Origin of the sequence: uncultured Desulfobulbus sp. (assembly GCF_963662935.2) — a bacterium.
GTDB lineage: Bacteria > Desulfobacterota > Desulfobulbia > Desulfobulbales > Desulfobulbaceae > Desulfobulbus.
The window spans coordinates 113,550-138,116 of the sequence record NZ_CAXXTL010000001.1; the positions used below are offsets into that span (position 1 = coordinate 113,550).

The 24,567-nt window shown below is 55.6% G+C and carries 19 protein-coding genes, 1 tRNA gene, 2 pseudogenes and 1 riboswitch; of the genes and pseudogenes, 9 read left to right on the top strand and 13 right to left on the bottom strand.

Annotated elements, in window-relative coordinates; all coding sequences use genetic code 11:
• Nucleotides 1-25: 25 nt before the first annotated feature.
• From ACHZCX_RS00505 to ACHZCX_RS00550, 10 genes are all read right to left on the bottom strand, one after another.
• Nucleotides 26-316: an integration host factor subunit alpha gene (locus ACHZCX_RS00505; RefSeq protein ID WP_028319495.1), complete on the bottom strand. Its 291-nt coding sequence runs from the start codon at nucleotides 314-316 to the stop codon at nucleotides 26-28.
• Nucleotides 313-2,760: a phenylalanine--tRNA ligase subunit beta gene (pheT, locus tag ACHZCX_RS00510; protein WP_319585300.1), complete on the bottom strand. Its 2,448-nt coding sequence runs from the start codon at nucleotides 2,758-2,760 to the stop codon at nucleotides 313-315. The genes ACHZCX_RS00505 and pheT overlap by 4 nt, the downstream gene beginning before the upstream one ends.
• 227 nt (nucleotides 2,761-2,987) lie before the next feature.
• Nucleotides 2,988-4,001, bottom strand: coding sequence for a phenylalanine--tRNA ligase subunit alpha (gene pheS / locus ACHZCX_RS00515; RefSeq protein ID WP_324292474.1), 1,014 nt, complete (start codon nucleotides 3,999-4,001; stop codon nucleotides 2,988-2,990).
• A 12-nt stretch (nucleotides 4,002-4,013) separates the two neighbouring features.
• Nucleotides 4,014-4,367, bottom strand: a complete 354-nt coding sequence (gene rplT, locus ACHZCX_RS00520; RefSeq protein ID WP_319585301.1) for a 50S ribosomal protein L20 — start codon at nucleotides 4,365-4,367, stop codon at nucleotides 4,014-4,016.
• Between the two features lie 116 nt (nucleotides 4,368-4,483).
• Nucleotides 4,484-4,681 (bottom strand): 50S ribosomal protein L35, encoded by a 198-nt coding sequence (gene rpmI / locus ACHZCX_RS00525; protein ID WP_319585302.1) that lies wholly within the window; start codon nucleotides 4,679-4,681, stop codon nucleotides 4,484-4,486.
• A gap of 75 nt (nucleotides 4,682-4,756) precedes the next feature.
• Complete coding sequence (gene infC / locus ACHZCX_RS00530) at nucleotides 4,757-5,356, bottom strand: translation initiation factor IF-3 (RefSeq protein ID WP_319585303.1); 600 nt, start codon at nucleotides 5,354-5,356, stop codon at nucleotides 4,757-4,759.
• Nucleotides 5,335-7,260: a threonine--tRNA ligase gene (gene thrS / locus ACHZCX_RS00535; protein ID WP_394708729.1), complete on the bottom strand. Its 1,926-nt coding sequence runs from the start codon at nucleotides 7,258-7,260 to the stop codon at nucleotides 5,335-5,337. Before thrS ends, infC begins: the two co-directional genes overlap by 22 nt.
• Nucleotides 7,261-7,327: 67 nt before the next feature.
• Nucleotides 7,328-7,402, bottom strand: a tRNA-Val gene (locus ACHZCX_RS00540).
• Nucleotides 7,403-7,713: 311 nt separating this feature from the next.
• Nucleotides 7,714-10,353, bottom strand: a complete 2,640-nt coding sequence (gene pepN, locus ACHZCX_RS00545; RefSeq protein ID WP_319585304.1) for an aminopeptidase N — start codon at nucleotides 10,351-10,353, stop codon at nucleotides 7,714-7,716.
• 25 nt (nucleotides 10,354-10,378) lie between these two features.
• Nucleotides 10,379-11,287 carry a cation diffusion facilitator family transporter gene (locus ACHZCX_RS00550; protein WP_319585305.1) on the bottom strand — a complete coding sequence of 303 codons (909 nt, stop codon included), beginning with the start codon at nucleotides 11,285-11,287 and terminating at the stop codon, nucleotides 10,379-10,381.
• A 198-nt stretch (nucleotides 11,288-11,485) separates the two neighbouring features.
• Here ACHZCX_RS00550 and ACHZCX_RS00555 point away from each other — a divergent pair, with 198 nt between their 5' ends.
• From ACHZCX_RS00555 to ACHZCX_RS00580, 6 genes are all read left to right on the top strand, one after another.
• Nucleotides 11,486-12,523: an NAD(P)/FAD-dependent oxidoreductase gene (locus tag ACHZCX_RS00555; RefSeq protein WP_319585306.1), complete on the top strand. Its 1,038-nt coding sequence runs from the start codon at nucleotides 11,486-11,488 to the stop codon at nucleotides 12,521-12,523.
• A gap of 48 nt (nucleotides 12,524-12,571) precedes the next feature.
• Nucleotides 12,572-12,832, top strand: coding sequence for a hypothetical protein (locus tag ACHZCX_RS00560; RefSeq protein ID WP_319585307.1), 261 nt, complete (start codon nucleotides 12,572-12,574; stop codon nucleotides 12,830-12,832).
• A gap of 8 nt (nucleotides 12,833-12,840) precedes the next feature.
• Nucleotides 12,841-13,695 carry a pyruvate, phosphate dikinase/phosphoenolpyruvate synthase regulator gene (gene ppsR, locus ACHZCX_RS00565; protein ID WP_319585308.1) on the top strand — a complete coding sequence of 285 codons (855 nt, stop codon included), beginning with the start codon at nucleotides 12,841-12,843 and terminating at the stop codon, nucleotides 13,693-13,695.
• Nucleotides 13,696-13,788: 93 nt separating this feature from the next.
• Nucleotides 13,789-14,862: an alkene reductase gene (locus ACHZCX_RS00570; RefSeq protein WP_319585309.1), complete on the top strand. Its 1,074-nt coding sequence runs from the start codon at nucleotides 13,789-13,791 to the stop codon at nucleotides 14,860-14,862.
• Between the two features lies 1 nt (nucleotide 14,863).
• Nucleotides 14,864-15,247, top strand: a complete 384-nt coding sequence (locus tag ACHZCX_RS00575) for a diacylglycerol kinase family protein (RefSeq protein WP_319585310.1) — start codon at nucleotides 14,864-14,866, stop codon at nucleotides 15,245-15,247.
• 78 nt (nucleotides 15,248-15,325) lie between these two features.
• Nucleotides 15,326-15,955: a class I SAM-dependent methyltransferase gene (locus tag ACHZCX_RS00580; RefSeq protein WP_319585311.1), complete on the top strand. Its 630-nt coding sequence runs from the start codon at nucleotides 15,326-15,328 to the stop codon at nucleotides 15,953-15,955.
• Between the two features lie 109 nt (nucleotides 15,956-16,064).
• Here the strand turns inward: ACHZCX_RS00580 and ACHZCX_RS00585 are convergent, their stop codons facing one another.
• Nucleotides 16,065-17,012, bottom strand: coding sequence for a metallophosphoesterase (locus ACHZCX_RS00585; protein WP_319585312.1), 948 nt, complete (start codon nucleotides 17,010-17,012; stop codon nucleotides 16,065-16,067).
• 845 nt (nucleotides 17,013-17,857) lie between these two features.
• On the opposite strand from ACHZCX_RS00585, the pseudogene ACHZCX_RS00590 reads away from it, so the two are divergent.
• Both ACHZCX_RS00590 and tnpA read left to right on the top strand, forming a co-directional pair.
• Nucleotides 17,858-19,538 (top strand): annotated as a pseudogene (locus ACHZCX_RS00590) (ShlB/FhaC/HecB family hemolysin secretion/activation protein); the annotation flags it as partial.
• 140 nt (nucleotides 19,539-19,678) lie between these two features.
• Nucleotides 19,679-20,114, top strand: a pseudogene (tnpA, locus tag ACHZCX_RS00595) (IS200/IS605 family transposase).
• A 349-nt stretch (nucleotides 20,115-20,463) separates the two neighbouring features.
• Here tnpA and ACHZCX_RS00600 read toward each other — a convergent pair.
• Entirely contained in the window at nucleotides 20,464-21,603 is a 1,140-nt protein-coding gene (locus ACHZCX_RS00600; RefSeq protein WP_319585314.1) for a D-alanyl-D-alanine carboxypeptidase family protein, read from the bottom strand.
• A 378-nt stretch (nucleotides 21,604-21,981) separates the two neighbouring features.
• A riboswitch (FMN riboswitch) is annotated at nucleotides 21,982-22,131 on the top strand.
• Between the two features lie 196 nt (nucleotides 22,132-22,327).
• Between ACHZCX_RS00600 and ribB the strand changes: the two genes are divergently transcribed.
• Nucleotides 22,328-22,990, top strand: coding sequence for a 3,4-dihydroxy-2-butanone-4-phosphate synthase (gene ribB, locus ACHZCX_RS00605; RefSeq protein WP_319585315.1), 663 nt, complete (start codon nucleotides 22,328-22,330; stop codon nucleotides 22,988-22,990).
• A gap of 96 nt (nucleotides 22,991-23,086) precedes the next feature.
• Here ribB and gltA read toward each other — a convergent pair whose 3' ends face one another.
• Nucleotides 23,087-24,538 (bottom strand): NADPH-dependent glutamate synthase, encoded by a 1,452-nt coding sequence (gltA, locus tag ACHZCX_RS00610; RefSeq protein WP_319585316.1) that lies wholly within the window; start codon nucleotides 24,536-24,538, stop codon nucleotides 23,087-23,089.
• Between the last annotated feature and the right edge of the window lie 29 nt (nucleotides 24,539-24,567).

Here is a 24,567-nt window from a genome sequence, read left to right on the forward strand (position 1 = left end):
GTCGACGATCAAACCTAGTCTTTTCCTACTTGTTCAGGCGTTCGCGCAATCGTTTACTCGGTCTGAAGGAAACCATTTGCCGTTTGGTGATAGTCATAGACTCTCCCGTTCGCGGATTACGCCCGCGGCGCGGACTCTTATCGCGAACGGTCAAAGTGCCGAACTGCACTAACTTGATGGATTCACCGGCCACCATGGTGTTTTTCATGGTGGCGAAAACTGTATCGACGATTTCCGCAGCATTTCGCTGGGAAACGCCTAATTTTTCATTTACGGAAACAGCTAATTCTTTACGGGTTACATTCTTTTTTTTCATGTTTCATATCCTTCTCGATAACGGGCATTAAATTCAGCCATCAATGAATTGACAATTTTGTCATGTACCTTATCCACGGATTGATCGTCCAGCGTGTCGGTTGCAGAGCGATAGGTTACGGAAAGAGCAACGCTCTTGTGTCCTGCCTGGATCGGTTTGCCACGATATACATCAAAAATCTCAACTGATTCAAGATATTTCTGTTGCTGGGTTTGGATTGCACGCAGCAGATCGCCTGCTGGAAGAGTATCCGGTACAACCAGGCTGATATCACGTTTGACCGATGGATATTTTGGGAGGGCGGCAAATTGTTTTGGGGTCTTCTTAAGAATCAGCAACTGCTGGAGATCGATCTCCAGGAAGTAAACCGGTTGCTTGATACCGAAATTCTTGAGTATTTCAGGATGGACCGCACCTAGAGAACCTATCATATTTTCGCCGTCCCTGATAACAGCAGCACAAGCCGAATCGCAGTAGGGTTGCACATGGAGTTGGGCATCTCCGAAAAGCGATCCCCCATTGGTGCCGGTAACTCGAAGCACCTGGAAGAGATTGGCCACTGCGCCCTTGATATCGAAGAAATCTGCCTCTTGCTCGGAATAGTACAATGATTCCGCATCGGGATAGCGGTGGCCGCTGATAACCGCGCAGAGATGCATGTGCTCCTCCGGCAGGGTGTCTGCCTGATGCTGAAGAAAGATTTTTCCGGTCTCAAACAGGCGAATATCAGAGCGCTGAAAATTAATATTGCGGCGGACATTTTCCAGCAACCCGGGCAACAGCATGGAGCGCATGATTTCCTGCTCTTCCGAAAGCGGGTTAAGCAGCCGGGTAACCCGCCGCCGGGGGTCATCTTCGGCCAGCCTGCACCAGGTGAGATGCTGTTCGGCGACAAAGCTGTAGTTGATCGCCTCGAAAAAACCTTGCGCTGTCAGGATGCGAGCAACTTCCTGGCGCAAGACTCGCTGGTCATCTCGTTCAGGATAATCCATACGGATAAAGGGCTGTGAGGTGGGGATCTCATTGTAACCGATCAACCGGGCAACTTCTTCGATCAGGTCGATCTCGCGCTCAATATCGATGCGAAAACTCGGCACTTCGACTTGCAGGGTCGCGTCCTCAAGGGCAGCGACCTGAAACTCGATACTTTGCAGGTAACGAGCCACCTCCTCGCGGCTGATGCTCATCCCCAGCAGGCTGCACACGCGTTCGGTTCGCAGGTTGAGCCGCAGAGGCGTTTTATTTCCTGGGTAAACGTCAATACCGTCGGGATCTGCTTGGGCGCCGGTGTATTCGACAATCAGATTGACAGCGCGCTCAAGAGCACTATCGGCCAGGTTGGGATCAACGCCGCGCTCGAACCGGTATGAGGCTTCAGAAGGGATCCCGAGTTTTCGAGCTGTGCGTCGGATGGACACAGGGTTGAAGCAGGCTGATTCCAGCAAGATGGAAGTGGTCGCCTCGGTGATTTCTGTGGCTAGCCCGCCCATGACACCGGCGACAGCCACCGGACGTTCGGCATCGCAGATGAGCAGCATTTCGGGGTCGAGCTGCCGCTGGCTACTGTCAAGAGTGGTGAGGCTCGTCTCCTCTGCCGTTGGTCGCCGCACAATAATCTTGCTGCCAATGAGCGTAGTGAAATCAAAGGCGTGCAAGGGTTGCCCCGATTCGAGCATGACGTAGTTGGTGATATCAACAATGTTGTTGATCGGCCGCATACCAACAGCGTTCAGCCGTTGCTGCATCCACAGAGGAGAGGGCCCAATGGTGACATTGGTCAGCTTGCGGGCGGAATAACGGGAACAGAGGTCAGGAGCTTCGATAATGACTTCGTATCCGACATCTTTCCCGGTCAGTGGGGTGACCTGGGGGACGAGCGGCTTGAGCGTGCCGCCGGTGAAACTGCCAACTTCACGAGCGATGCCGCGCACACTGGCGCAATCGGAACGGTTGGGTGTCAGGTCGACTTCAATAACAGTATCGCGTAGGCCAAGGGCATCCACCAGGGGCAATCCCGCAGCCAATTGACCGTCAAGTTCAAGAAGTCCACCATGGTCATTGCTGAGTCCAAGTTCTCGTGCGGAACAGAGCATACCTGCGGAAGCGACACCCCTGACTTTGGATTTCTTTATTTTTGTACCGTCAGGCAGTTTGACGCCGGGTTGCGCAATCGCGGTCAGCATACCGGCGCGGACATTGGGGGCGCCACAAACCACTTGAATGATCTCCGCACCGGTATCAACGCAACAGACCGTGAGTTTATCCGCATCGGGATGCTTGCTGACCTCCGTGACCCGGGCCGTGGTGATCGGTTCAAGCTCAGCGAACAGCGTCTCAACACTATCGACTTCCAAACCCAGCATGGTGAGTTTATCGGCAATCTGGGCGGCGGTCAGCCCTGCGGTGGAGATAAATTGATTCAACCAACTCAATGTGAATTTCATGGAATCCTACCTGCGACAACGTGACGGTGATGTGGTGTCTGGTCGTACAAACTGCCGGTTGCCAAAGAAAACTTTGAGGGGCAATCGTCAATTATGAGCAGCATCATGCATGCAAAGAAAAAGAACGGTATCGCATAGAGTGCCGTTCTTGAGCAATTAACAGGCTGTTTCTTCCCGCTCGTTCACCAACGGAACGCAGTTGAGCGTGAAACGAGAGGATAGCCTTTTTAAAACTGGGAAAGAAAGCGAAGATCGTTCTCGTAATACAGACGAATATCGTCAATGCCGTATTTCAACATGGCGATGCGTTCGACACCAAGGCCGAAGGCAAAACCGGAGTAGACATCGGGATCGTATCCGACCATCTTCAAGACTTCTGGATCGATAAGGCCGGAGCCGAGGATTTCAAGCCAGCCTGTCCGTTTGCACACCCTGCAGCCCTTGCCGCCACAGATAACACACGCGATATCGACTTCGGCGCTGGGTTCGGTGAATGGAAAGAAACTCGGTCGGAAACGAAGCGCCAGTTCCCGTTCAAACATCTTATGGGTGAAACTGGTCAAGACTCCTTTGAGGTCGGCAAAAGAAACCTGCTTGTCGACAAGAAAGCCTTCAACCTGATGAAACATAGGGGTATGAGTGATGTCGGAATCGCAACGATACACCTTGCCCGGCGCAATGTATCGCAGCGGCGGATCCTGTCGCTCCATGATTCGCGCTTGCATAGGCGAGGTGTGGGTGCGCAGAAGGATCGAGTCCGTGACATAAAAGGTGTCATGCATGTCGCGGGCGGGATGATGTTTGGGGATATTGAGGGCTTCGAAGTTGTAATAGTCGGTTTCGACATCCGGCCCTTCGGCAACGGCAAAGCCGAGTCCCTCAAAAATCGAACAGATTTCCTCCATCACCTGGGTCACCGGATGCAGTTTGCCAAACGGTAGATATCGTCCAGGTAGGCTGTAATCGGTTGCACCGGCAACGGTCCCGGGCTGAGTTACGGTCAACTGTTCCCTTTTCTCTTCAAGCCGGGTCTCAATTTCCTGTTTGACATCATTGGCCAGTTGTCCCAGTCTCGGTCGGTCAACTGCTGCCACCTTGCCCAGTTGGCGCATGATGCCCGTCAGCAGACCCCCTTTCCGGCCGAGATATTTGACCCGGAAGGCTTCAAGTTGAACCGCGTCGGCAACGTTCCTTAATGCTTCTTCGGCTTCCTGCTTGAGCCTGAGCAGCTCTTGTTCCATGGTATCCAGAAATTAGGACGGCTGACCGGAAGCCCTGACCACGGCGGAAAAGGCGTTGGGGTCGACGATGGCGAGATTGGAAAGGACCTTGCGATCCAGCTCAATCGAATTCTTACTGAGACCGTTGATCAGGCGACTGTAGCTGATGCCGTTCTGTTTGGCAGCAGCATTGATGCGAGCAATCCACAATTGACGGAACTCGCGTTTTTTAACGCGGCGATCCCGGTAAGCGTAGCAGAGTGCCCGATCGACTGCTTCGGCGGCGGTTTTGAAAAGACGGTGTTTACCACCACGAAAACCTTTTGCCAGACTCAGCACTTTATTTCTTCTGCGGCGTGCTTTAAAACCGCGGGTTACACGAGGCATTGTTTTCTCCGTTCATACTAATGAGTTATGCGTCAACCTGATCAGGTCGAACAATCTTTCCGCTGCAGCGCGCCTTCCAGTCACGGGAAAGCACCTCGCGGCGGGCTAGTGGGGGTTTACATGTAGGGCAGCATCCGGCGGACGGCGCGTTGATCGACATCGGCAATCAAGGTCGATTTGCGCAGATTCCGTTTCCGTTTAGTGGATTTCTTGGTCAGTATGTGAGAGGAAAAAGCCTTGCTGCGACGGATTTTACCGCCACCGGTTGCTTTGAACCGTTTGGCGGCACCTCTGTTCGTTTTCATTTTCGGCATAATTGTGCTCCTTGCACCACACCGGACTGACGTTCTCCGGCACTCTTGGTTGTTAGAATACGTACTTTTGTTTTCTCAGGCTTTCGGACCAACAAACATAACGAGTTGCCGACCTTCCATTTTTGGTTCCTGAATTATTACACAGTCTTCACGCAGGGTGTCAGCAATTTTAGTCAAAGCGTCGAGACCAATGGTTTGCGCATAGATAATCTCGCGGCCCCGGAATCGCATGGTAACCTTGACCTTGTTTTTCTCTGCCAGAAATTCCTTGATCTTGCGGATTTTAAAGGCGAGATCGTGCTCATCGGTTTTGGGCCGGAATTTGATTTCCCTGGTTTCGATGACGGTCTGTTTTTGTTTGGCTTCCTGCTGCTTCTTTTTCAGCTCGTACCGGAATTTGTCAAAATTCATGATCCGGCAGACGGGCGGATCAGCTTTGTCGGAAACCTCGACCAGATCAAGTCCCTGCTCTTGGGCTGCTTCTAAGGCTGCCCTGGCGCTGACAACGCCGCGCTGTGTCCCATCGGAATCAACGAGTCGAACCTCACGGTAATCGATGTCCTCGTTGATTTTAATTTTCAGATCCTGCTGTGGGGAAAGTTTTCTGCTGCCTCGTTTTTTAATGTTCGTTCCTCCAGTTGGCTTTTTTCCGTTCAGGCAACATTCCGTTTGCACTTATCGACAACGAGATCGAAGAATGCTTCCGGGGTCATTGCCGGCAAATTCTGTCCGTCTCGCCTGCGCACGGTAACCGTTCCCTCTTCTTTTTCACGCTCACCAACGATGAGCATATAAGGAACCTTCATTAATTGCGCTTCACGGATCTTATAGTTCAATTTTTCATTTCTGACATCCTTTTCAATACGGACGCCGAGGGTGCGCAGCTGAGCATAAACTCGTTCGCAGTATTCGTTCTGGTCATCAGTGATGTTCATGATTCGGGCTTGCTCGGGTGCCAACCACAAAGGGAAGGCGCCGGCATAGTGCTCAATGAGCACACCGATAAAGCGCTCCAATGAGCCCATCAGGGCCCGGTGAATCATGATCGGCTGATGTTCGCCGCCATCGACGCCGGTATAGGTCATCTGGAACCGTTCCGGCAGATTAAAATCAACCTGAATAGTGGAACACTGCCAGGAGCGGCCTAACTGGTCTTTGATTTTGATGTCGATTTTGGGGCCGTAAAAAACGCCTTCACCTGGGTCGACCTGATAGGCCAGCCCTTTCTTTTCCAGGGCGTGTTTCAGGGCCTGGGTCGACAGTTCCCAATGATCGTCGGAACCGACATATTTTGCCGGCCGGGTGGAAAGATACACATCATACTGATCAAAGCCGAAGGTCTTGAGAATATGCAGGTTCAGATCGATGATGTTGAAAATTTCATCTTCCAGCTGCTCGGGACGGCAAAAGATGTGAGCATCGTCCTGGGTGAAGCCCCTGACCCGCATCAATCCATGCAGGGCGCCGGTCCGCTCGTAGCGGTACACCGTTCCCAGTTCGCACCAACGGATGGGGAATTCGCGGTAACTGTGCTTGTCGGCCCCATAGACGCCGATATGGAAGGGGCAATTCATCGGCTTTAACTGGTACATCACCTCGTCGATTTCCATGGCGGAATACATGTTCTCGCTATAAAAATCGAGGTGTCCCGAGGTCTTCCACAGGTCTTGCCGGGCTATGTGCGGGGTGTACAGCAACTGATAGCCGTTGCGGTAGTGCTCGTCCTTCCAGTAATCCTCGATCACCCGGCGGAGCTGAGCACCACGCGGTTGCCAGAGAATGAGTCCGGGGCCGATCTGGTCTTGGATGGTGAACAGGCCAAGTTGTTTGCCGAGCCTACGATGATCACGCTTGCGCGCCTCCTCGAGCCGGGTCAAATACTGCTGCAACTCTTTTTTATCAGCAAAGGCGGTCCCGTAGATCCGGGTCAGCATCTGCCGTTTTTCATCGCCCCGCCAGTAGGATCCGGCCACCCGCAGGAGCTTGAAGACCTTTATCCAGGAGGAGTCGGGCACATGTGGCCCTCGACATAGATCGACGAACGTACCGTGCGTGTAGAGGCTGACTGTTTCCGCCTCCATGTCTTGCAGGAGTTCAACCTTGTAGGGTTCGCCCAGTTGTTCGAAGAAACGAATGGCTTCCGCCTTTGTCATCTCCTGACGGACAAAAGGCAGGCGGGCCTCGGCGATTTCTGCCATTTTGTTTTCGATTTGTTCGAAATCTTCTGGTGAAAAAGGTTTATCCCGATCAAAATCGTAGTAAAAACCGTCCTCAATCGAGGGGCCGATAGCCACCTTAACCCGATCGCCGAAAACTTCTTTCACGGCTAAAGCCATGATGTGCGCCGTTGAATGCCGCAAAATCTCAACGCCTTCCTCGGATTGGACAGAGATTGGCGTAAAAATAATGTCGCTCATGATCGGCGTTGACAGGTCAAGCAATGAACCATTGACCTTCACGGCAACAGTCTGTTTGCGCTGCTTACCGGAAACCAGTTCCTTGAGCATTTCCGCCACGCGAGTTCCGCTCGGAAACGACTTACTTTCACCCTCTTGTACGGAAACTGATATCTCTGCCATTGGACCTGTAAAAAGGAAAGGCTAATGAGCAGAAGATCTCTTCTGCATCCTAGCCTTTGTAAAAAATTGGTAGGCACGGACGGGGTCGAACCGACGACATCTACCACGTCAAGGTAGCGCTCTCCCACTGAGCTACGCGCCTACAACACTTTGTTTGTCATTCGTAGCGAGGGACTATAAAGTATCCCGCGAAAAACCGCAAGTCTAATACCAGCAAACATAGAGAGTGTCAAGGAAAATCAAGCCAAATCCATGGGCCCTGATTGGCTGCGACCAGCACGCTTTGAACGTATTATTGCCTGGCTGATATTTTTTCTGTGATCTATTTATCCGATGTGGCGCCAATTTTTTATCCCTCTCTTAGAGGGGCGTGATTAGGTTCTTTTCGCCGTATCCGATCAAGCGGCGGAGATGGCGGCAATTTTACAAGAGTCAAGGCGGCTGGAAACCCGTTCAATGCAGCGATTTTTCGACAACTTCCCTGACGTCATCGGAGAGCGACTCTTGGTTGCCGATGCGCTCCAACTGCTGCCGCATCAACTGTTGCCGGGCGGCGTTGTAACGTCGCCACTGGGTCAGCGGGGTGATCATTCGTGAGGCGATCTGCGGATTGAGTTCATCAAGCAGACAGACCTGGTCACCGAGGAAGGTGTAGCCGGAGCCGTCGGCGGCATGAAACTGGCCGTGGTTGGTCGCACAGAAGGTGGCGATCAGCGAGCGGACCTTGTTGGGATTTTTGTAGGTAAAGCTGGGGTGCGTGGTCAGGACCTTAATCCGGTCGAGCGTACCGGGCAGCGTGCAACCTGCCTGAAGGATCAGCCATTTGTCCACCACCAGCGGATCGTACTGCCATTGGGTATGGAAATCGGCGAGCAAGGCGGTCCCCGCGTCGAGGTCGGCGTTGATCACGCAACTCAGCGCGGCAATGGAGTCGGTCATATTGTCCGCTTCGCGGTACTGCTGCAACCCTTTCTGCAACAGGCTGGGCTCGACGAAACCGTCCAGGTTGGGAGCGAGCAGGTAGGCGAGGCACCCGTTACGCAGAGCCCGTTTACCGGCATCGAAGGCGCTGTAGCGATAGGGGCCGGCGAGGCGGAGGGATTCATAGCGCTGGAGGAGGTCTTGACGCAAGGATTGGGCGATCAGGGCGCGGAACTGCTGCCGGACCGTAAAGATCGCTACCGGATCGATGACCTCCATCTGCTGGCCGATCCAGTTTTCCGAGGGCAGGACCAGGGCCATGGCAAGGAAGGCCGGATCGGAGTCCTGATCGAGCAGCAGATTGCGCAAGCCGCGCACCAGTTGTTCCTGGACGTCGATACTCTCGCCGCGCTGATGGCGCTCGATCTGTTCGAGGAGGTGATGGAGGGCCAGTTTTTGGCCAGCATCCCAGCGGTTGAAAGGGTCGGGATCGTGGGCCATCATGAGGCTCAGTTCCACGTCGGATTGTTCGAAAACAACCTTCACCGGTGCCGAAAAATCGCGAAGAAAGGAAACGGTCGGTCGAGCGGCAATCTGCGGGAAGACAAAGGCTTGCTTTTTTTCTGTTAGGATCAACACCTTGGTGCTTGAATTTTCTGAAGCGTCGAGAATCATCGAGTTGCCCGTCTCATCCAACAGACCCACAGCCAGGGGCATGAAGAAGGGTAATTTCTCCGCCGATTCCCGGGTGGGCGGGCAGGTCTGCACCACCTGCAGGGTCACCTGCTGCTGAGTGTGGTTATATTCGGCCGCAACCGTCAATTCTGGCGTTCCAGCTTGGCTGTACCAGCATTTGAACTGAGTCAAATCTTTACCCCAGGCAGTCTCCATGGCGGCGACGAAATCGTCGCAGGTCACGGCCTGGCCATCGTGGCGCTCGAAATAAAGATCCATACCCCGGCGGAAAGTCTTCGGCCCAAGCAAGGTGTGGAGCATGCGGATGACCTCGGCACCCTTGTTGTAGACCGTGAGGGTATAAAAATTGTTGATCTCGACAAAAGAGGGCGGCCGCACCGGGTGGGCCATGGGACCGCCATCCTCCCGAAACTGAAAGGAGCGGATGATGTTGGCATCCTGGATGCGCTTGACCGGCCGAGAGGTCATGTCGGCGGTGAACTCCTGGTCGCGGAAGACGGTTAAGCCTTCCTTGAGGCTTAATTGAAACCAGTCCCGGCAGGTGATGCGGTTGCCGGTCCAGTTATGGAAATACTCGTGGGCAATCACCGCCTCGATACCCTCGTAATCAACATCGGTGGCAGTTTCGGGAAGGGCCAGCACGTACTTGGAGTTGAAGACGTTGAGGCCTTTGTTTTCCATGGCGCCCATGTTGAAATCGTCAACCGCCACGATCATGTAGGTGTCGAGATCGTACTCGCGGCCGAAACGCTCCTCATCCCACTGCATCGCCTTTTGCAGGGAGCGCATGGCATGGTCGCATTTGCTTTGGTTGCGCTTTTCGACATAGATATGCAGGTCGACTTTCCGGCCGGAGTGGGTGGTGAACGTATCACTGATACGCACCAGATTGCCGGCCACCAAAGCAAAAAGGTAGCAGGGCTTGGGAAAGGGGTCGTGCCAGGTGGCAAAGTGGCGACCGTCGCCCAAGTCACCGCTGTCGATCAGGTTGCCGTTGGAGAGCAGCACCGGGCAGGCGGTCTTGTCGCCAATCACCGTGGTGGTGAACACGCTCATCACATCCGGGTGATCGGGAAAACAGGCGATGGTGCGGAATCCTTCCGGCTCGCATTGGGTGCAGTAGTTGCCTGAGGAGAGATACAAGCCCTCCAGGGCGGTGTTGCCGGCCGGATTGATGCGGGTCTCAATTTCGACCGAAAAGGGCGTGTCCGGCACCTGCGGGATTTCAAGCAGGCCGTCGGCGAAACGAAACTGTACCGGGGCAAGTTCAGTGCCGTCGAGCATGACTCGCACCAGTTCCAATTTCTTGGCGTTGAGCACCAGTGGTTGTTTGCCGCCGGTATTGGGGCGGCAGTGTAAGGTTGCCTGCACTCTGGTCGCCTGGGGTTCGAGCTCGACCCGCAAGTCAATACGATCTACCAGGTGAGTGGGAGGGGCGTAATCCTTGAGAAATGTCTCTTTCTTATGTGTTGTCACGGGAGAACCTTGGGGAGAAAAAAGATTAATCGAATAAGTCGGGTTCGAAAAAGAGGAACTGCACCTGGGGAAAGGCGGCTTTTAGGGCTTGTTCGCAGGTGTTGATATGGGCAATTAATTGTTGTTCCGAGCCGGCCGGGTGCATGCGGACCTTGACCGCTACCATGACGTCGTCGCCCAGTTGCAGGGTAAGGAAGTTAAGCACGGTTTCAACCTCGGGCCGCTCACCCAGCAGTGTGATCATCTCTTGCCTGATCCTCGGGTCCACCCCCTGGCCCACCAGCAGGGCTTTGGTTTCCAGGCCAATAAAAAAGGCGACGACCACCAGGAGCAGACCGATGACTATTGAACCCAGGGCGTCGAAAAGCGGATTGCCGGTGAGGATGGTTAAGATGATGGCAGCTGTGGCAAAGGTGAGGCCGAGCAGGGCGGCTAAATCCTCACCGAAAACCACCAGTAGCGCCGAATTGCGGGTCTCGCGGAACCAGCGAACAAAGGAGCGGCCGCCGCGTTCCTTGTTGACCTCGCGTACGCACCCCCAGAGGGACATGGACTCGGCCCCCAGGGAAAAGAGCAGGACCAGCAGGGCGATGAAGGGGGATTTCAGGGGTTCCGGATCGTGGAGTTTATGGTATCCTTCGTAAATGGAAAAAAGGCCGCCCATACTGAAAAGAATCAGGGCGACAATAAACGACCAGAAGTAGATTTCCTTGCCGTGACCCAAAGGGTAATCGGGCGAAGACGGTCGTTTGGCCCCACGGATGCCGAGTAGCAGCAGGCCCTGGTTGCCGGTGTCGGCCAGGGAATGGATGGCCTCGGCCAGCATGGCCCCCGATCCGGTGAACAGGGCGGCGGCCAGTTTGGCCAGGAAAATGGCGAAATTGGCCGCCAACGCGTAGAGGATGCTTTTTAATGAATCAGCGCCATGCGCCATGAAGGGCTCCTGGTGAAGAACCAGCGTAAACGGACAGCAAACAGTAACTGGGCCGAATTGTTCAATTGGCCAAAACTATCGTAAAGGCCTGATGAAAGCAAGCAGAAGAGCTCTTTCTTTCCCATTCTGGACGCCGCCGCTCTCTTGCAGAAGATGGATGTCTGGTGTTCCCTCTTGGCAATCCGGAGATTGATTCGGATGGGAAAAAGCACGGACATCCTGGTTGTTGGCGGCGGTCCCGGCGGTCTGGCCTGCGCGACCTTGCTGGCGCAACAGGGGGCCAAAGTGGTGCTGGTGGAACGAAAGCCTGTCATCGGTCCCAAGGTCTGTGCCGGCGGTATCACCTGGCACGGCCTGATTAAGCATGTCCCCACGCACCTGATCGAGCGGGAATTTCCCCGTCAGGTCATCGTCAGCCCCAGGCAGCGAATCGTGGTCGCCGAAAAGAATCCGATCATCGCCATCATCAACCGGGAACGGCTTGGGCAGTGGATGGCCGAGCAGGCTGAGGCGGCAGGCGTTACCCTCCTGGCCGGCACAAGGGTAGCGGGGTTTGAACATGGTCGGGCAACGCTGGAGCGGCCGGATGGGCAGCGCATGCGTTTGGGCTTTGGGCATCTGGTGGGCGCGGACGGATCGAACAGCCTGGTGCGCCGCGCTCTTGGCCTGCCGTCCACAGCCATGGGTATTGGCCTCAACTGCATGCTGCCCGGTCGCCACCCGCAAATGGAATGGCATCTGCACCCCGAACTGTTTGGTTCCGGTTATGGCTGGGTCTTTCCCCATAACGAGGTCTGTTCCATCGGTGCCTATGGTGAAACTCGGTTGTTTACCGCCCGGATGTTAAAACAGCGGCTCATCTGTTGGGCGGATCAACAGGGTTTCCGGCTTGATCTGCCCACCATCCGCGCCGGTCTGGTCAACTTTGATTATCGCGGCGTGCGCTTTGCCAACCAAACCTGGCTGATCGGAGATGCTGCCGGGTTGGCCTCCGGCCTCACCGGTGAAGGTATCTATCCGGCCCTGGTCTCCGGACTAGCGGTGGCCCGGATGATTCTCGACCCCCAGTATCCCGGCTATGAATTAAAGGCGCTCGCCAAAAAACACCGCCGGCATAGCCGGATTGTGGCGCTGGCGGGCAGGCATCAACGGCTGTGCGCGATGCTGATGGAGGTGCTGGTAATGCTTTTGCGCATGAAAGTCATTGATTTTCACAGTCTGGAAATGGCAGAGTAGGAGACTGTTGCCAGCCTGGTTCCCACTTCCCTTTTCCCATGGGACAGCATGACCACCAAACAAAAGCATATTCTGTACAATACAGTGTTTGTCGCGGGGTGCGCTGCGCTCCTGCTTTTCCTGCTCTACGCACCTCCCGAGACCACCACCCCGCTTCCCCACGACCAGAATCACGAGCGGTTCATGACTATGGGCAAAAAGGAGGCGGAGAAATTCTGCGAGAGCTGCCATGCGCCGGGGAAAGAAGCGCCACTGCCCGAGACCCATCCGCCTAAATACCGTTGCCTCTTCTGCCACAAGCGCAAATAAACACGCCTATGACCACTACGCAAGACGTCTATTACGTTTCCGGTTCCACTGCCATCCTCGCCGAGGATATGGGCAAGGCCCTGTTGGCTCAGTTTCAGGGAATCCGTTTCCGCGAGGAAAAAATTCCGTTTATCTACACCCCAGACGACGCCCGCAAGGCACTGGACCACATCCTGCAGCAGTCGGCAGGCAACCAGCCTCTGGTCTTTTGCACCATCATGGACCAGGAAACCAGGGATGTCTTCAATTGTCCGGAGGTCAAATTTTTCGACATCTTTCTCAATACCCTGGAACTGCTGGAAGGTGCTCTGGGCGCCAAGGCCCTGCGCGAGCCCGGTTATTCGCGCCATTTCACCATCTCCAAGATGGACAAGCGGGTTGACGCCATCCATTTTTCCCTGGAACACGACGACGGCACCAGACCGGCGGAGTACGACGATGCCGAGATTATTCTCATTGGTGTGTCTCGCTCGGGCAAGACGCCGGTCAGCATCTACCTAGCCACCCACATGGAGCTGAAGGCCGCGAATTTTCCTTTGACCGCTGACCATCTCGACAAGCACGAACTGCCCAAGGAGATTGTTCGCAACCGCAAGCGGGCCGTGGGGCTTACCTGCTCCCCCAATTACCTGCACAACATCAGGGAGAAGCGCTACGCCGGTTCCACCTATGCCAGTCTGGCCAACTGTACCCGTGAGTTGCAGCAGGCCAAGCAATTGTATATGCGCCATAACCTCAAGATCCTCAACGTGGAGGGCCGCTCCATTGAAGAACTCGCCGTCCAGGCAATCCAGGCCATCGGTCTGACCAAAAAAAATCAACCAAGGTTGCGGGCCCGGGATATCTCCGGACATTCCTCCTGAGCGCAAGGAGCGTTCCCCGGTTTATGAGCCTATTGACGGCGTTGTTGTTGAACAATGACATGTAATCGAACCTTATTTCGGGAGCTACTACTTATGGATCATCTCTTTCAGCCCCTCCAGGTCGGCCCGCTGACCTTGCCCAATCGCATCCTCATGGCGCCGCTCACCCGCTGCCGGGCGGATCGTGCTCATGTCCCCACCGCGCTCATGGCCGAGCATTATGCCCAGCGAGCGAGCGCCGGGTTGATCATTGCCGAGGCCACCATGGTGATGGAAGGCCACTGCGCCTTCCAGACCGAGCCTGGGATCTATAACCAAGCCCAGATTGCAGGCTGGCGCGCGGTGACCGAGGCTGTGCACACCAAGGGCGGCCGCATCTTTCTCCAGCTCTGGCATGGTGGCCGCGCCTGCCATCCGCTGCTCAATAACGGTGACCAGCCGGTATCGGCCAGTCCCCTGGCGATCACCAATGACATTACCCATACCTCGGAAGGAAAACAGAACTACGTGGTACCCCGCGAGCTGCGAGATGACGAGTTGCCCGGAATTGTCGAAGGGTTCAAGAACGCTGCGGTCAATGCCAAGGCGGCCGGTTTTGACGGCATCGAAATCCATGGCGCCAACGGTTACCTGCTCGATCAGTTCCTCCGCGACGGCTGTAACAAGCGCAACGGCCGGTATGGCGGCGCCATCGAAAACCGGGCCCGTCTGTTGCTGGAGGTGTTGGCAGCGGTGAGCGGTGTTTGGGGGAGCGATCGGGTGGGCCTGCGCCTGTCGCCGATCTCCAGTTTCAATAGCATGGGCGACAGCGACCCGGTGGCCTTGGCCTGTTGGCTGGCCGAACGCCTCAATGAGTGTCATCTGGCCTACCTGCATCTGATTCGCGGTGACGTTATGGGCGAGCTGCAGGGCGAGGTGCTGGCGCCGGTGCGGGAGCGCTACCAGGGCGTGCTGGTCGCCAATTTACGCTATACCGCTGCCGAGGCGACTACGGCCATTGGAGCTGGGCAGGTCGATGCCGTGGCCTTTGGCACCGCCTTTATCGCAAATCCCGATCTACCGGCGCGAATCAAGATTGGCGCACCGCTCAACGCCCCCGACCCCTCGACTTTTTATAAAGGGGGGCCGGTGGGATATACCGATTATCCTTTTCTGACAACTCCCTGAGATGGAAGAGGAAAAGAGAGCGCCCGCTTTTTCCTTGGCGGCACGGGCTCAGAGTTTTCGCTATGCCCTTGCCGGTTTTCCGGTCTTGCTGAGCACTCAGCACAATGCCCGGATTCACGCCGTCGCCACCATCTTGGTGGTGATCGCCGGCCTGATTGTTCGGGTCTCGCCGCTGGAATGGGCGCTCCTGTTTCTGGCGATTGGCATGGTCTGGGCCATGGAAGCCATGAATACCGCTCTTGAATTGCTCGCCGACGAAATCTCCCTGGAACAACGGCCACGGATCGGCAAAGCCAAGGATGTAGGGGCCTTTGGCGTGCTGGCGGCGGCAATTGTGGCGGTGCTGATCGGGATTTTTGTGTTTTTGCCCCATCTTTGGCCGTAACGGGAAGCATTTTTTTAGGCTGACCAGTGGACGCCGCACAGGGCAACCCATCAATAAACTCAAGCAGGAAGAGCAACGATGAAGACCACAAAACGGGATTTTAATCAGGCCGCCGCCACCTGGGATGAGCAGCCGCAGCGGGTCAAGCTGGCCGGAGATGTCGCCGATGCCATCATTCGGGAGGTGGAGCTCACCCGCGGCATGAACGTCTTGGATTTTGGCTGCGGCACCGGATTGCTGACGCTTCGATTGCAACAGTTTGTCCGGACCATCATCGGCGCCGACAGTTCCCAGGGGATGCTTGATGTCTTCAACGCTAAAATCGCGGCTGCCAAACTGGACAACGCTTGTTCCATGTTCTGTGATCTGGCCAAGGGTGATACGCTGAAAGGCACGTATCATCTGATCGTCAGCGCCATGACCCTGCACCATGTCAAGGAGATCGAACCACTCCTCGGCGCCTTTTATGCCGCCATGAACCCCGGCGGCATCCTTTGCCTTGCCGATCTCGATCTGGAGGAAGGGCGATTCCACGACGACAACACCGGCGTTTTTCATTTCGGGTTTGATCGGGCCGCATTGCGCGCCGCCCTGAGTAAGGCCGGATTTGTCGATGGATGCGACCTGACCGCTGCTGAAATCGTCAAACCGGTTGGCGACGGCACCGCCCAAAACTTTTCCGTCTTCCTCATGACTGCGAGAAAATAAAGAGCCAATGTGCGGTGGTTCTATCGCTTCTGCTTCAGGTTTTCGTTCTGGCCGGGAGGAACGAGAAAGGGTCGGAAATAGTGTAAAAGGGCGGCGATGGGCAGTCTTCTCAGAGTTTGGGCGGGAGGATGGTGCGCTCCAATTCCGGATGCCAGGCTTTCTCCTGATGGTTGAAGGTTCGGGCAACGACTTTGTCCGGGTAGAGATACAGGGAGTTGGTCCAGATGGTCTCGCGTTTCATGTCCGTGTTGTGGATGTTGGTGACCTGCCCGGCGTAGATATTGATGGGCGAGGCGTAGCTTTCTTCCGTCGGCGGCGTGTGGGTGTGACCGGAGACCCAGAGGAACACCTGCGGGTTGGCGGTGATGAGAGCGTGGATTGTTTCCGCCGGTTGGGCAATGGCATGGGGACGGTTGATGTACTGCTTGAAGGCGTGCTGGGTTCCTTGCAGTGGTCCGTGAAACACGATGATCGTCGGCGTTGCGGGATGACGGCCCAACTCCGCGCGCAACCAGCCGAGCTGCGGCTCACTCATCCCGGTGGCAAAGCTCTCGTGATCCGTGGAGAGGAAGATCAGCAAGTAACCACCGATCATCCGGCTGTAAAAGTGTTCGGCAAGACCGAAGGTCTCGCGAAAGAGTTTGAGCTTGGCTTCCCGGGTGGCGCTTGCAGCGCCTAGGTAGCCGCCGCCCCCCGGCCAGGAAGGGGTTTCGTAGATGACGTCGTGATTGCCGGCAACCGCTGCCAACGGCTTGTCCAGCTTGGCGAAAAACGCCCGTGCCGCCGCATACTCGGCCTCGGTGCCGTACTCGGCGCAGATGTCGCCGACGGCTATCACCAGATCAACATCCTTCCATGAGTTGATCGTCTTCCGGACACTTTTTTTATGAGCCAGATGCTGCCCCGGAAGATGGGGATCTCCCAGAATTACCAGGTGGTGGTAGGTCTTCTCCGCGACCTCCGGGCAAGACTGACTGCAACCATACAGGGTCACAACCAGAGCAAGGGCGGCCAGGAAAATTGATCGTCGAATTGTTCGTTGTTGCGTGCTCTTCATTCCATTCCCATCCCCCTGTGCTGTTGCATTCCTCCCCCCGCACCGTACTCTTCTCGCCTGCACCCGACAAGTGAAAGGAGAAGTTTTGCCTTACCTTGGTCGGAATCGAAATCGTCCTCACCCATCTCTCCAGTACGCAAAGTAGGGAAGACCAGAGAGGGGGTGGTCACTCTAGCTGTACGTTCATTGAGTTGAGCGGGTAACCTTGCCCCATGACTCTCCTTTGCTGGAGAGTTCTTTCATTCTCTCCGCAACACCTTTCCATGCAGCATCATTCTCCCCACCATTTCCCACAAAGACAGTGTGGCGCAAAGGTTGTTGGATTATTCCGCCTTGAATTGAGCATGAGTCTGTAGGAATTTTTACCTAAATTCGAGTGTATAAGAGAGCAAGTCTGTCTGTTTTATCCCTCGGCCCTTGCGCAAATTTTTTTTCTGGTTGCTCTCCCTGAAATCCGTTGCGGCACAATGATTTTGTCATTTTTACACGTTAATCCGACGAGATGAGTGGAAATTATTTTTTGCGGGAGAAGGAAAACCCTTGGTAGAAGAGCCCGGTGGAAATGGAGTCGCTCAAAGCGTCAACTTGCATTGTTGCAAGACTCGTCCTCTCGCTCCCGAGGGGATCGGCACATCATTTTCGTTGGCTCCCAATAGTCTCTGGCATTATCGAGTGAAGCCATGAAAAGGTAGGCGAATAATGGGTCAACTCAGAAATCAGCAAGATCGCCCCTGTGGTCATGCACCAAAAGGGACAAACCTGTGAGACTCCGCTTGCGCCAGGCTGAGCGTTTCAGCCTAATTCTCTGTCGCCGATTGCTCGCCCTCACCGTGCTGGTGGGCCCCATGGCTTCTTCGTGGCTACACGCTGCCACACCTATAGAAAGCGCCAGTCAGGAGTATCTGCGGCAGCAGGAACGTGAACGGCTCTTGCGGCAGCAACAGGAACAAGCACCCAACGTACGCCTGCAGGCACAAGCGCCACAAGAGGCGGGTCGTTTGCCCAGTGATGAATCGCCCAGCTTCATGATTGAACGCATTGTATTGACAGGCGACACCGCCGAACAATTTCAGTGGGCCTTGGCGTTTGCCGATCAAACCGCCGAAGGCGAAAGTGATCCCGCCCTGCAGCGCAGCCTGGGCACACGCGGCATCAACCTGGTAATGCGACGTATCCAGAATGCCATTGTAGGGCGCGGATTTGTCACTACCCGTGTGCTGGCCGAGGCCCAGGATTTGTCGACAGGTTCGCTTCAACTGACGGTGATTCCCGGTCGCATTCGCACCATTCGTTTCGCTGCAGAGAGCGATACGCGGGCCACAGGGTGGAATGCGGTGCCGGCCAACCCCGGTGATCTGCTCAATCTGCGCGATATCGAGCAGGCCCTGGAGAATTTTAAGCGAGTTCCCACGGTTGAGGCCGATATCCAGATCACGCCTGCCGAGGGCGATGAGGCACTCCCCGGCGAAAGCGACCTGGTCATTGCCTGGAAGCAGCGCTTCCCCCTCAGGTTGACCCTTTCCGCCGATGACTCTGGCACGAAAGCCACTGGCAAATATCAAGGCAGCACCACGCTTTCCGGGGATCATTTGCTGGCCCTGAACGACCTGCTGTATGTGAACCTCAATCACGATTTGGGCGGGGGGGGGGGGGGGGGGGGCCGGAGAAGGCGGTACCAATGGTTATGTCGCCCACTACTCGCTGCCGTTTGATGACTGGCTGCTCGGTTTCACCACCAGCCGCAACGACTATCGCCAATCAGTCGCGGGCGCCAATCAGACCTATCTGTACAGCGGCGAAAGCGAGAATAGCAATCTCAAACTCTCCCGTCTGGTGTATCGGGATGCCGTCCGCAAGACCACCGTCTCGTTGGGGGGATGGGAACGCTCTTCCAAGAATTTTATCGAGGATACCGAGGTGGAAGTCCAACGTCGCCGGATGGCGGGGTGGGAACTGGGTGTGAACCACCGCGAATTCATCGGCACCGCCACCCTGGATTTTACCATCAACTACCGGCGGGGCACAGGTGCCATGAATGCCTTGCCCGCTCCCGAGGAATCGTTCGACGAGGGAACATCCCGGCCCAAAATATTCACCGCAGACGCCCAACTGCGTAAACCGTTTGCGCTTGGTACCCAGCAGTTCCAGTATACTGCCAACTGGCGGGCGCAATGGAACGATACCCCATTGGTGCCGCAAGATCGCTTTGCCATCGGCGGGCGCTATACCGTGCGTGGTTTTGATGGGGAGAGCAGCCTTCTGGCCGACCGGGGCTGGCTGATTCGCAACGATCTGGGCTGGGCTCTCGGACAAAGCGGGCAGGAGCTCTATCTTGGCCTGGACTACGGCGAGGTGGGCGGGGCGAGCAGCGACTACCTGGTGGGCAAGCGGTTATGCGGCGCGGTGCTCGGTTTGCGGGGTGGGTTTATGGGAGGCACCTATGATCTTTTCATCGGCGAACCGCTCAGTCATCCCGATGGCTTCGAAACCGCCGATATTGTGACCGGTTTTATGTTGAGTTGGTCCTCTGATACGAAGCATGGATTTAATCGAATAAAGAAATCCTTGGCCTCCGGCCAAGGTCAGAGTTCATAGGCTTTGCCGCATGAACGACTCATTGCTATTACCCTGTTGAGTTGTCCCCACAACGCAACGGAGGAGAAGCAATGAGCCGTTTTCGGAAGTTATCACAAACGATATGGCACTGCCAGTATCATATAATCTTTGTCCCGAAGTACCGATTCCGAATATTGATTGGCGAAGTAGCGCAAGAAACTGAGCATTGTATACGAGCTTTTGTCGAGCAACAAAAAGGGGGAGGTGGTTGAGCTGAACATTCAAATTGACCATATCCATTTGCTTGTATTGGTTTCCCCGAAAGTTTCGATATCAAATTTTGTTGGAACGCTGAAGGGTCGAACAGCGATCCGAGTGTTTAACAAGTTTCGGAAGCTGAAGCAAAAACCCTATTGGGGTAATCATTTTTGGTCCAGAGGATATTGTGTTGATACCGTTGGACTCGATGAAGGGATGGTGCGGAAGTACATAAAGTATCAAGAAAAAGAAGAGCGTCGGCAAGAGCAACAAGGACGACTATTTTGACAAAGGATGGGGACAACTCCCTTTGCCCCTTTAAGAGGCAAAGCAATTTATCCCCTTTTAGGGGTTAATCAATACCGGCCCCTCCGGGGTCGGTTGTTTGTTAATATTTTCAAGTCGTTAGCGTGTTATCCGCTGGCGTGCGCCATGCTCGACCATGGATACTGGCGAAATTGACCAATAGAACCAAAAAGTTACGAAGACTGGCTCTCTATCGCCCCTTTAAATAGGGGTTCAGGGAGGCGCTGGGAACTGCTGACCAGATTCTAAAGCTGGAGGGTCCCTAACAAAAAAACCTTTTTCTCACTAGAGAAAAAGGGGTGCAGAAGATTCTTGTGACTAGAAAAAGGCGTCAGCCGTGATTCTTGTATTTGGAGCGAACATTGCCGGTCCGCCGTTTCATTAGGATAACAGCACCCGCAAAAATTCCAAGAAACAGGAGGAAACCTATCCCTAGGCCGATAAAAAAATTGCCCCAACTGTCATCGCCGCCTTTCGCGGGTAGAACAGACGCAGCCGCTTGCTGCCCTTCCGTTCCAACCGGGGCATTTGTATTGACGGTCTTGGACGCGGAGGTATCAAAGGTTACCGCAGTTGAAGCCGACCGAGGTTGCACCATTGCGGGTTTGGATGTCTCGCCTGCCAATTCAGGCTTGGGCGGGATAATGGTAAATCCTTTGGCCAACAGTTCGACGGCCTTGGCGTCACGAACTTTGCGATCCTTGCTGCCCATGACCAGCGTAATGATGCGCACGCCGCCTTTTTTGGCAGTAGCGGCGATGGAAAAACCGGCGGCCTGATAATACCCGGTCTTGAGACCGTCGCAACCGGCCACCTGGCCTAGGAGTTTGTTGTGGTTGCGCATAATAAACTTTTCGTCGCGAAAACCCTTGCTCTGGGTGCCGGTGTATTTCAAGGCCTCGGGTCGCTTGACCAGGGACCTGCAGAGGATCGCGAGATCACGGGCTGTGGTGACATCCGGTTCCTGTCCCTCCGAAGGCGGCAGACCGTGGACTGAATGAAACTTTGAATTTTTCATTCCTAATTCCTGGGCCTTCTGATTCATCAGGGCAACGAATCCCTCTTTGGAACCACCAATATGGGTGGCTAGGGCGACGGCGGCATCGTTGGCCGATTGCACCATCAGAGCATAAATCAGATCCTCCACTGGAAATTGTTCTTTGGGGTCGAGATAGACCTGGGAGCCGCCGGTTTTCATAGCCTCCGGAGTGACTTGGACCATTTCATCCAACTTCAAGGCACCCTGCTCGATTCGATCAAGAATAACATAAAGATCCATCAGCTTGAGCACGCTTGCCGGATAGACCTTGGCATCGGCATTGGCTTCAAAGAGCACCTTGCCGCTGTCAGCTTCGATCACCAAAGCGGAAACATACGGATCCTGCGTGATGGCGGTCAGGGGCGTGCGAGCAGCCAAGGCATGAGGAACGATGAAAAACAGGATGAAGACACAGAGGGAAAGACGTTTCATAATTTTCTCAGCTCCCGATCAATCGACCGTTATGGACATTCGATGAAAGAACGGTTCAGGCAGGTTGGATGGATGGTTAAAAAAAGGAAAAACAACAGGGGGCGCGACACTCGATCATACTCCCAGCGCATGCAAAGCTTTGGTCGGGTACAGTGTTCGTTTCCGTCAGTTGCTTGCTGTTTCTTCCTTGTTTCCTTAGGGATATGCCACCTAAATGTAGCTCAGTTATTACTGCCGAAGCGGTGGCCTGTCAAACATTTCTTCCCCTCTGAGAGAAACTTTAGAGGCCAACCATTCCTATCAAATGGAATAGGTTTTCCGCCCGAGAGTGTCACGGAGAAAGTCTTGTCGAGCGTCAAGGTTTGCGGTACAGTGGCCGCCTATTCTCAGGGCAGGGTGTAATTCCCTACCGGCGGTATGCCTGTTTGACAGGCGAGCCCGCGAGCGCCTGCTGGTTATCAGCAGGGTTAAGCAGATCCGGTGAAAGGCCGGAGCCGACGGTGACAGTCCGGATGGGAGAGAATACGGTTGAGGCAGAGTTCCCGTCGACGATCGTGACACCGGAGGTATGCGCACAGCTTGTAGGCTGTCTGCTCTCGTGTAGAGTTTCTTGTTGTCCGCTCGGTTGGACCGTGTGTACCCCTGCAAAAGGCCTAAGAACCGGCAAAGGGCCGGTTTGTTCCCGCATGCCCTGATTCTGGTCACTGATATTTTAGGAGACAACATGAATCAGATCCCAGATGTTTCACTCTTATCTCGCTTCGGCAATCCCCAGCAACGCGTGAAAACCGCCCTGACCGCCCTCGGCCGCGGGCACGGCATTCTTCTGGTCGATGATGAAGACCGGGAAAATGAAGGCGATCTCATTTTCGCCGCCGAACACCTGACCGCCGAACAGATGGCCCTGCTCATTCGCGAATGCAGCGGCATTGTCTGCCTCTGCCTGACCGATGAGCACATCCGCCGCCTTGAGTTACCGATGATGGTCAGCAACAACACCAGCCAAAACGGTACAGCCTTCACCGTGACCATCGAGGCAAAGGACGGTGTATCCACCGGTGTTTCCGCCCAGGACCGGGTCACCACCATCCGCACCGCTATCAACAAGCATGTTCGGCCTGCGGACTTGGCCCATCCTGGCCATGTCTTCCCCCTGCGCGCCCAACCGGGCGGTGTCCTCACCCGGCGCGGTCATACCGAAGGCACGGTGGACCTGATGCTGCTGGCAGGCCTCCAACCGGCGGGTGTCCTCTGCGAGTTGACCAACCCGGACGGTACCATGGCCCGGTTGCCAGAGGTGGTCGAGTTTGCTGAACGGCACGACATGCCCGTTCTTTCCATTGAGGATCTGGTCAGTTATCGCCAAACCCGGGAAGCGACCGCCTAAGATCGCCTGCCACGGGTGCCCTACCCAGTCTTCATAAACAAAGGCCAAGGAGAGCTCCTTGGCCTTTGTCCCTATCAAATCCCTTTACAATCAATATTATCCTTTCGGGGGATCGCCACCCATCAGGTAGCGGTGCATGGCCAGGGCCGCCATCTTGCCCTGACCCATGGCGCTGATCACCGTGGCCGCGCCAGAGACGATGTCGCCGCCGGCAAAGACGCCGGGCTTGGAGGTCATCATGGTCACCGGGTCGGTGGTGATGGTGCCCCACTTGCTGGTGTTGATCTCGGGCGCGGTCTGCGGCACCAGCGGATTGGGCTGATTGCCGATGGCCACGATCACGGTGTCTGCTGGAATGACAAACTCGCTACCCTTGATAGCCACCGGCCGCCGCCGACCCGAGGCGTCGGGCTCGCCGAGTTCCATCTGCAGACATTCAACCCCGGTAACCCGGTTCTGGGCGTCGGTGACGATTCGCACCGGGTTGGTGAGCAGATGAAACACCACGCCCTCTTCCTCGGCATGATGCACTTCCTCAGCTCGTGCCGGCATCTCGGCTTTGCTGCGACGATAGACAATGGTGGACTCGCCGCCCAAGCGCAAAGCGGTGCGCGCTGAATCCATGGCCACGTTGCCGCCGCCCACGGTCACCGCCCGGCGGGGCCGGATGGGCGAGGTGGCGAAACGGGGAAAATCGATCGCCCGCATCAGATTGGCGCGGGTAAGAAATTCGTTGGCGGAAAAGACGCCGATGGCGTTTTCATTGGGGATGCCGAGGAAGACCGGCAGTCCGGCGCCGGTGGCGATGAACACCGCGTCGAATGTTTCCATCAACTGGACGACGGTCTCGGTCTTGCCAATCACATAGTCGGTGTGAATGGTCACGCCCAGACGTTTGAGGTTATTGACCTCGTACTGGACGATCTCCTTGGGCAAACGAAACTGGGGAATGCCGTACATCAGCACCCCGCCGGCCAGATGCAAAGCCTCGAACATCACCACCTCATGGCCCCAGCGGGCCAGTTCGCCGGCCACGGTAATGCCTGCCGGCCCGGCCCCGACCACCGCCGCCCGCTTGCCCGTGGGCGCGGCCTTGACCGGATCGGGCACGCCGCCGTGCTTGCGGGCGTAATCGGCGGCAAATCGCTCCAGACGGCCGATAGCCACTGCCTCGCCCTTTTTGCCCAGGATGCAGCGCGCCTCGCACTGGCTCTCCTGCGGGCAGACCCTTCCGCAGACCGCAGGCAGGGCGGTTTGTTCCTTGAGCTTGAGCAAAGCGTCGATGAATTTTCCTTCAGCAATCAGCTTAATAAAGGCCGGAATGTGGATGTTGACCGGGCAGCCTTCGACGCAGCCGGGCTTCTTGCACTGGATGCAGCGCGAGGCTTCAAGCATGGCGGTTTCTTCGCTGTAGCCCCGGGGTACCTCCTCAAAATTAGTGCGGCGGCGGCGTGGGTCCTGCTCCGGCATGGGCTGGCGAGGCGTTTTCACCCGGCCTTTTTTGGGGGCTGCTTCAGTTTGTTCGGGCATAGGTTCTTGGGTCGTCATTAGCGGACACTCCGGAAAAACAATCGTTT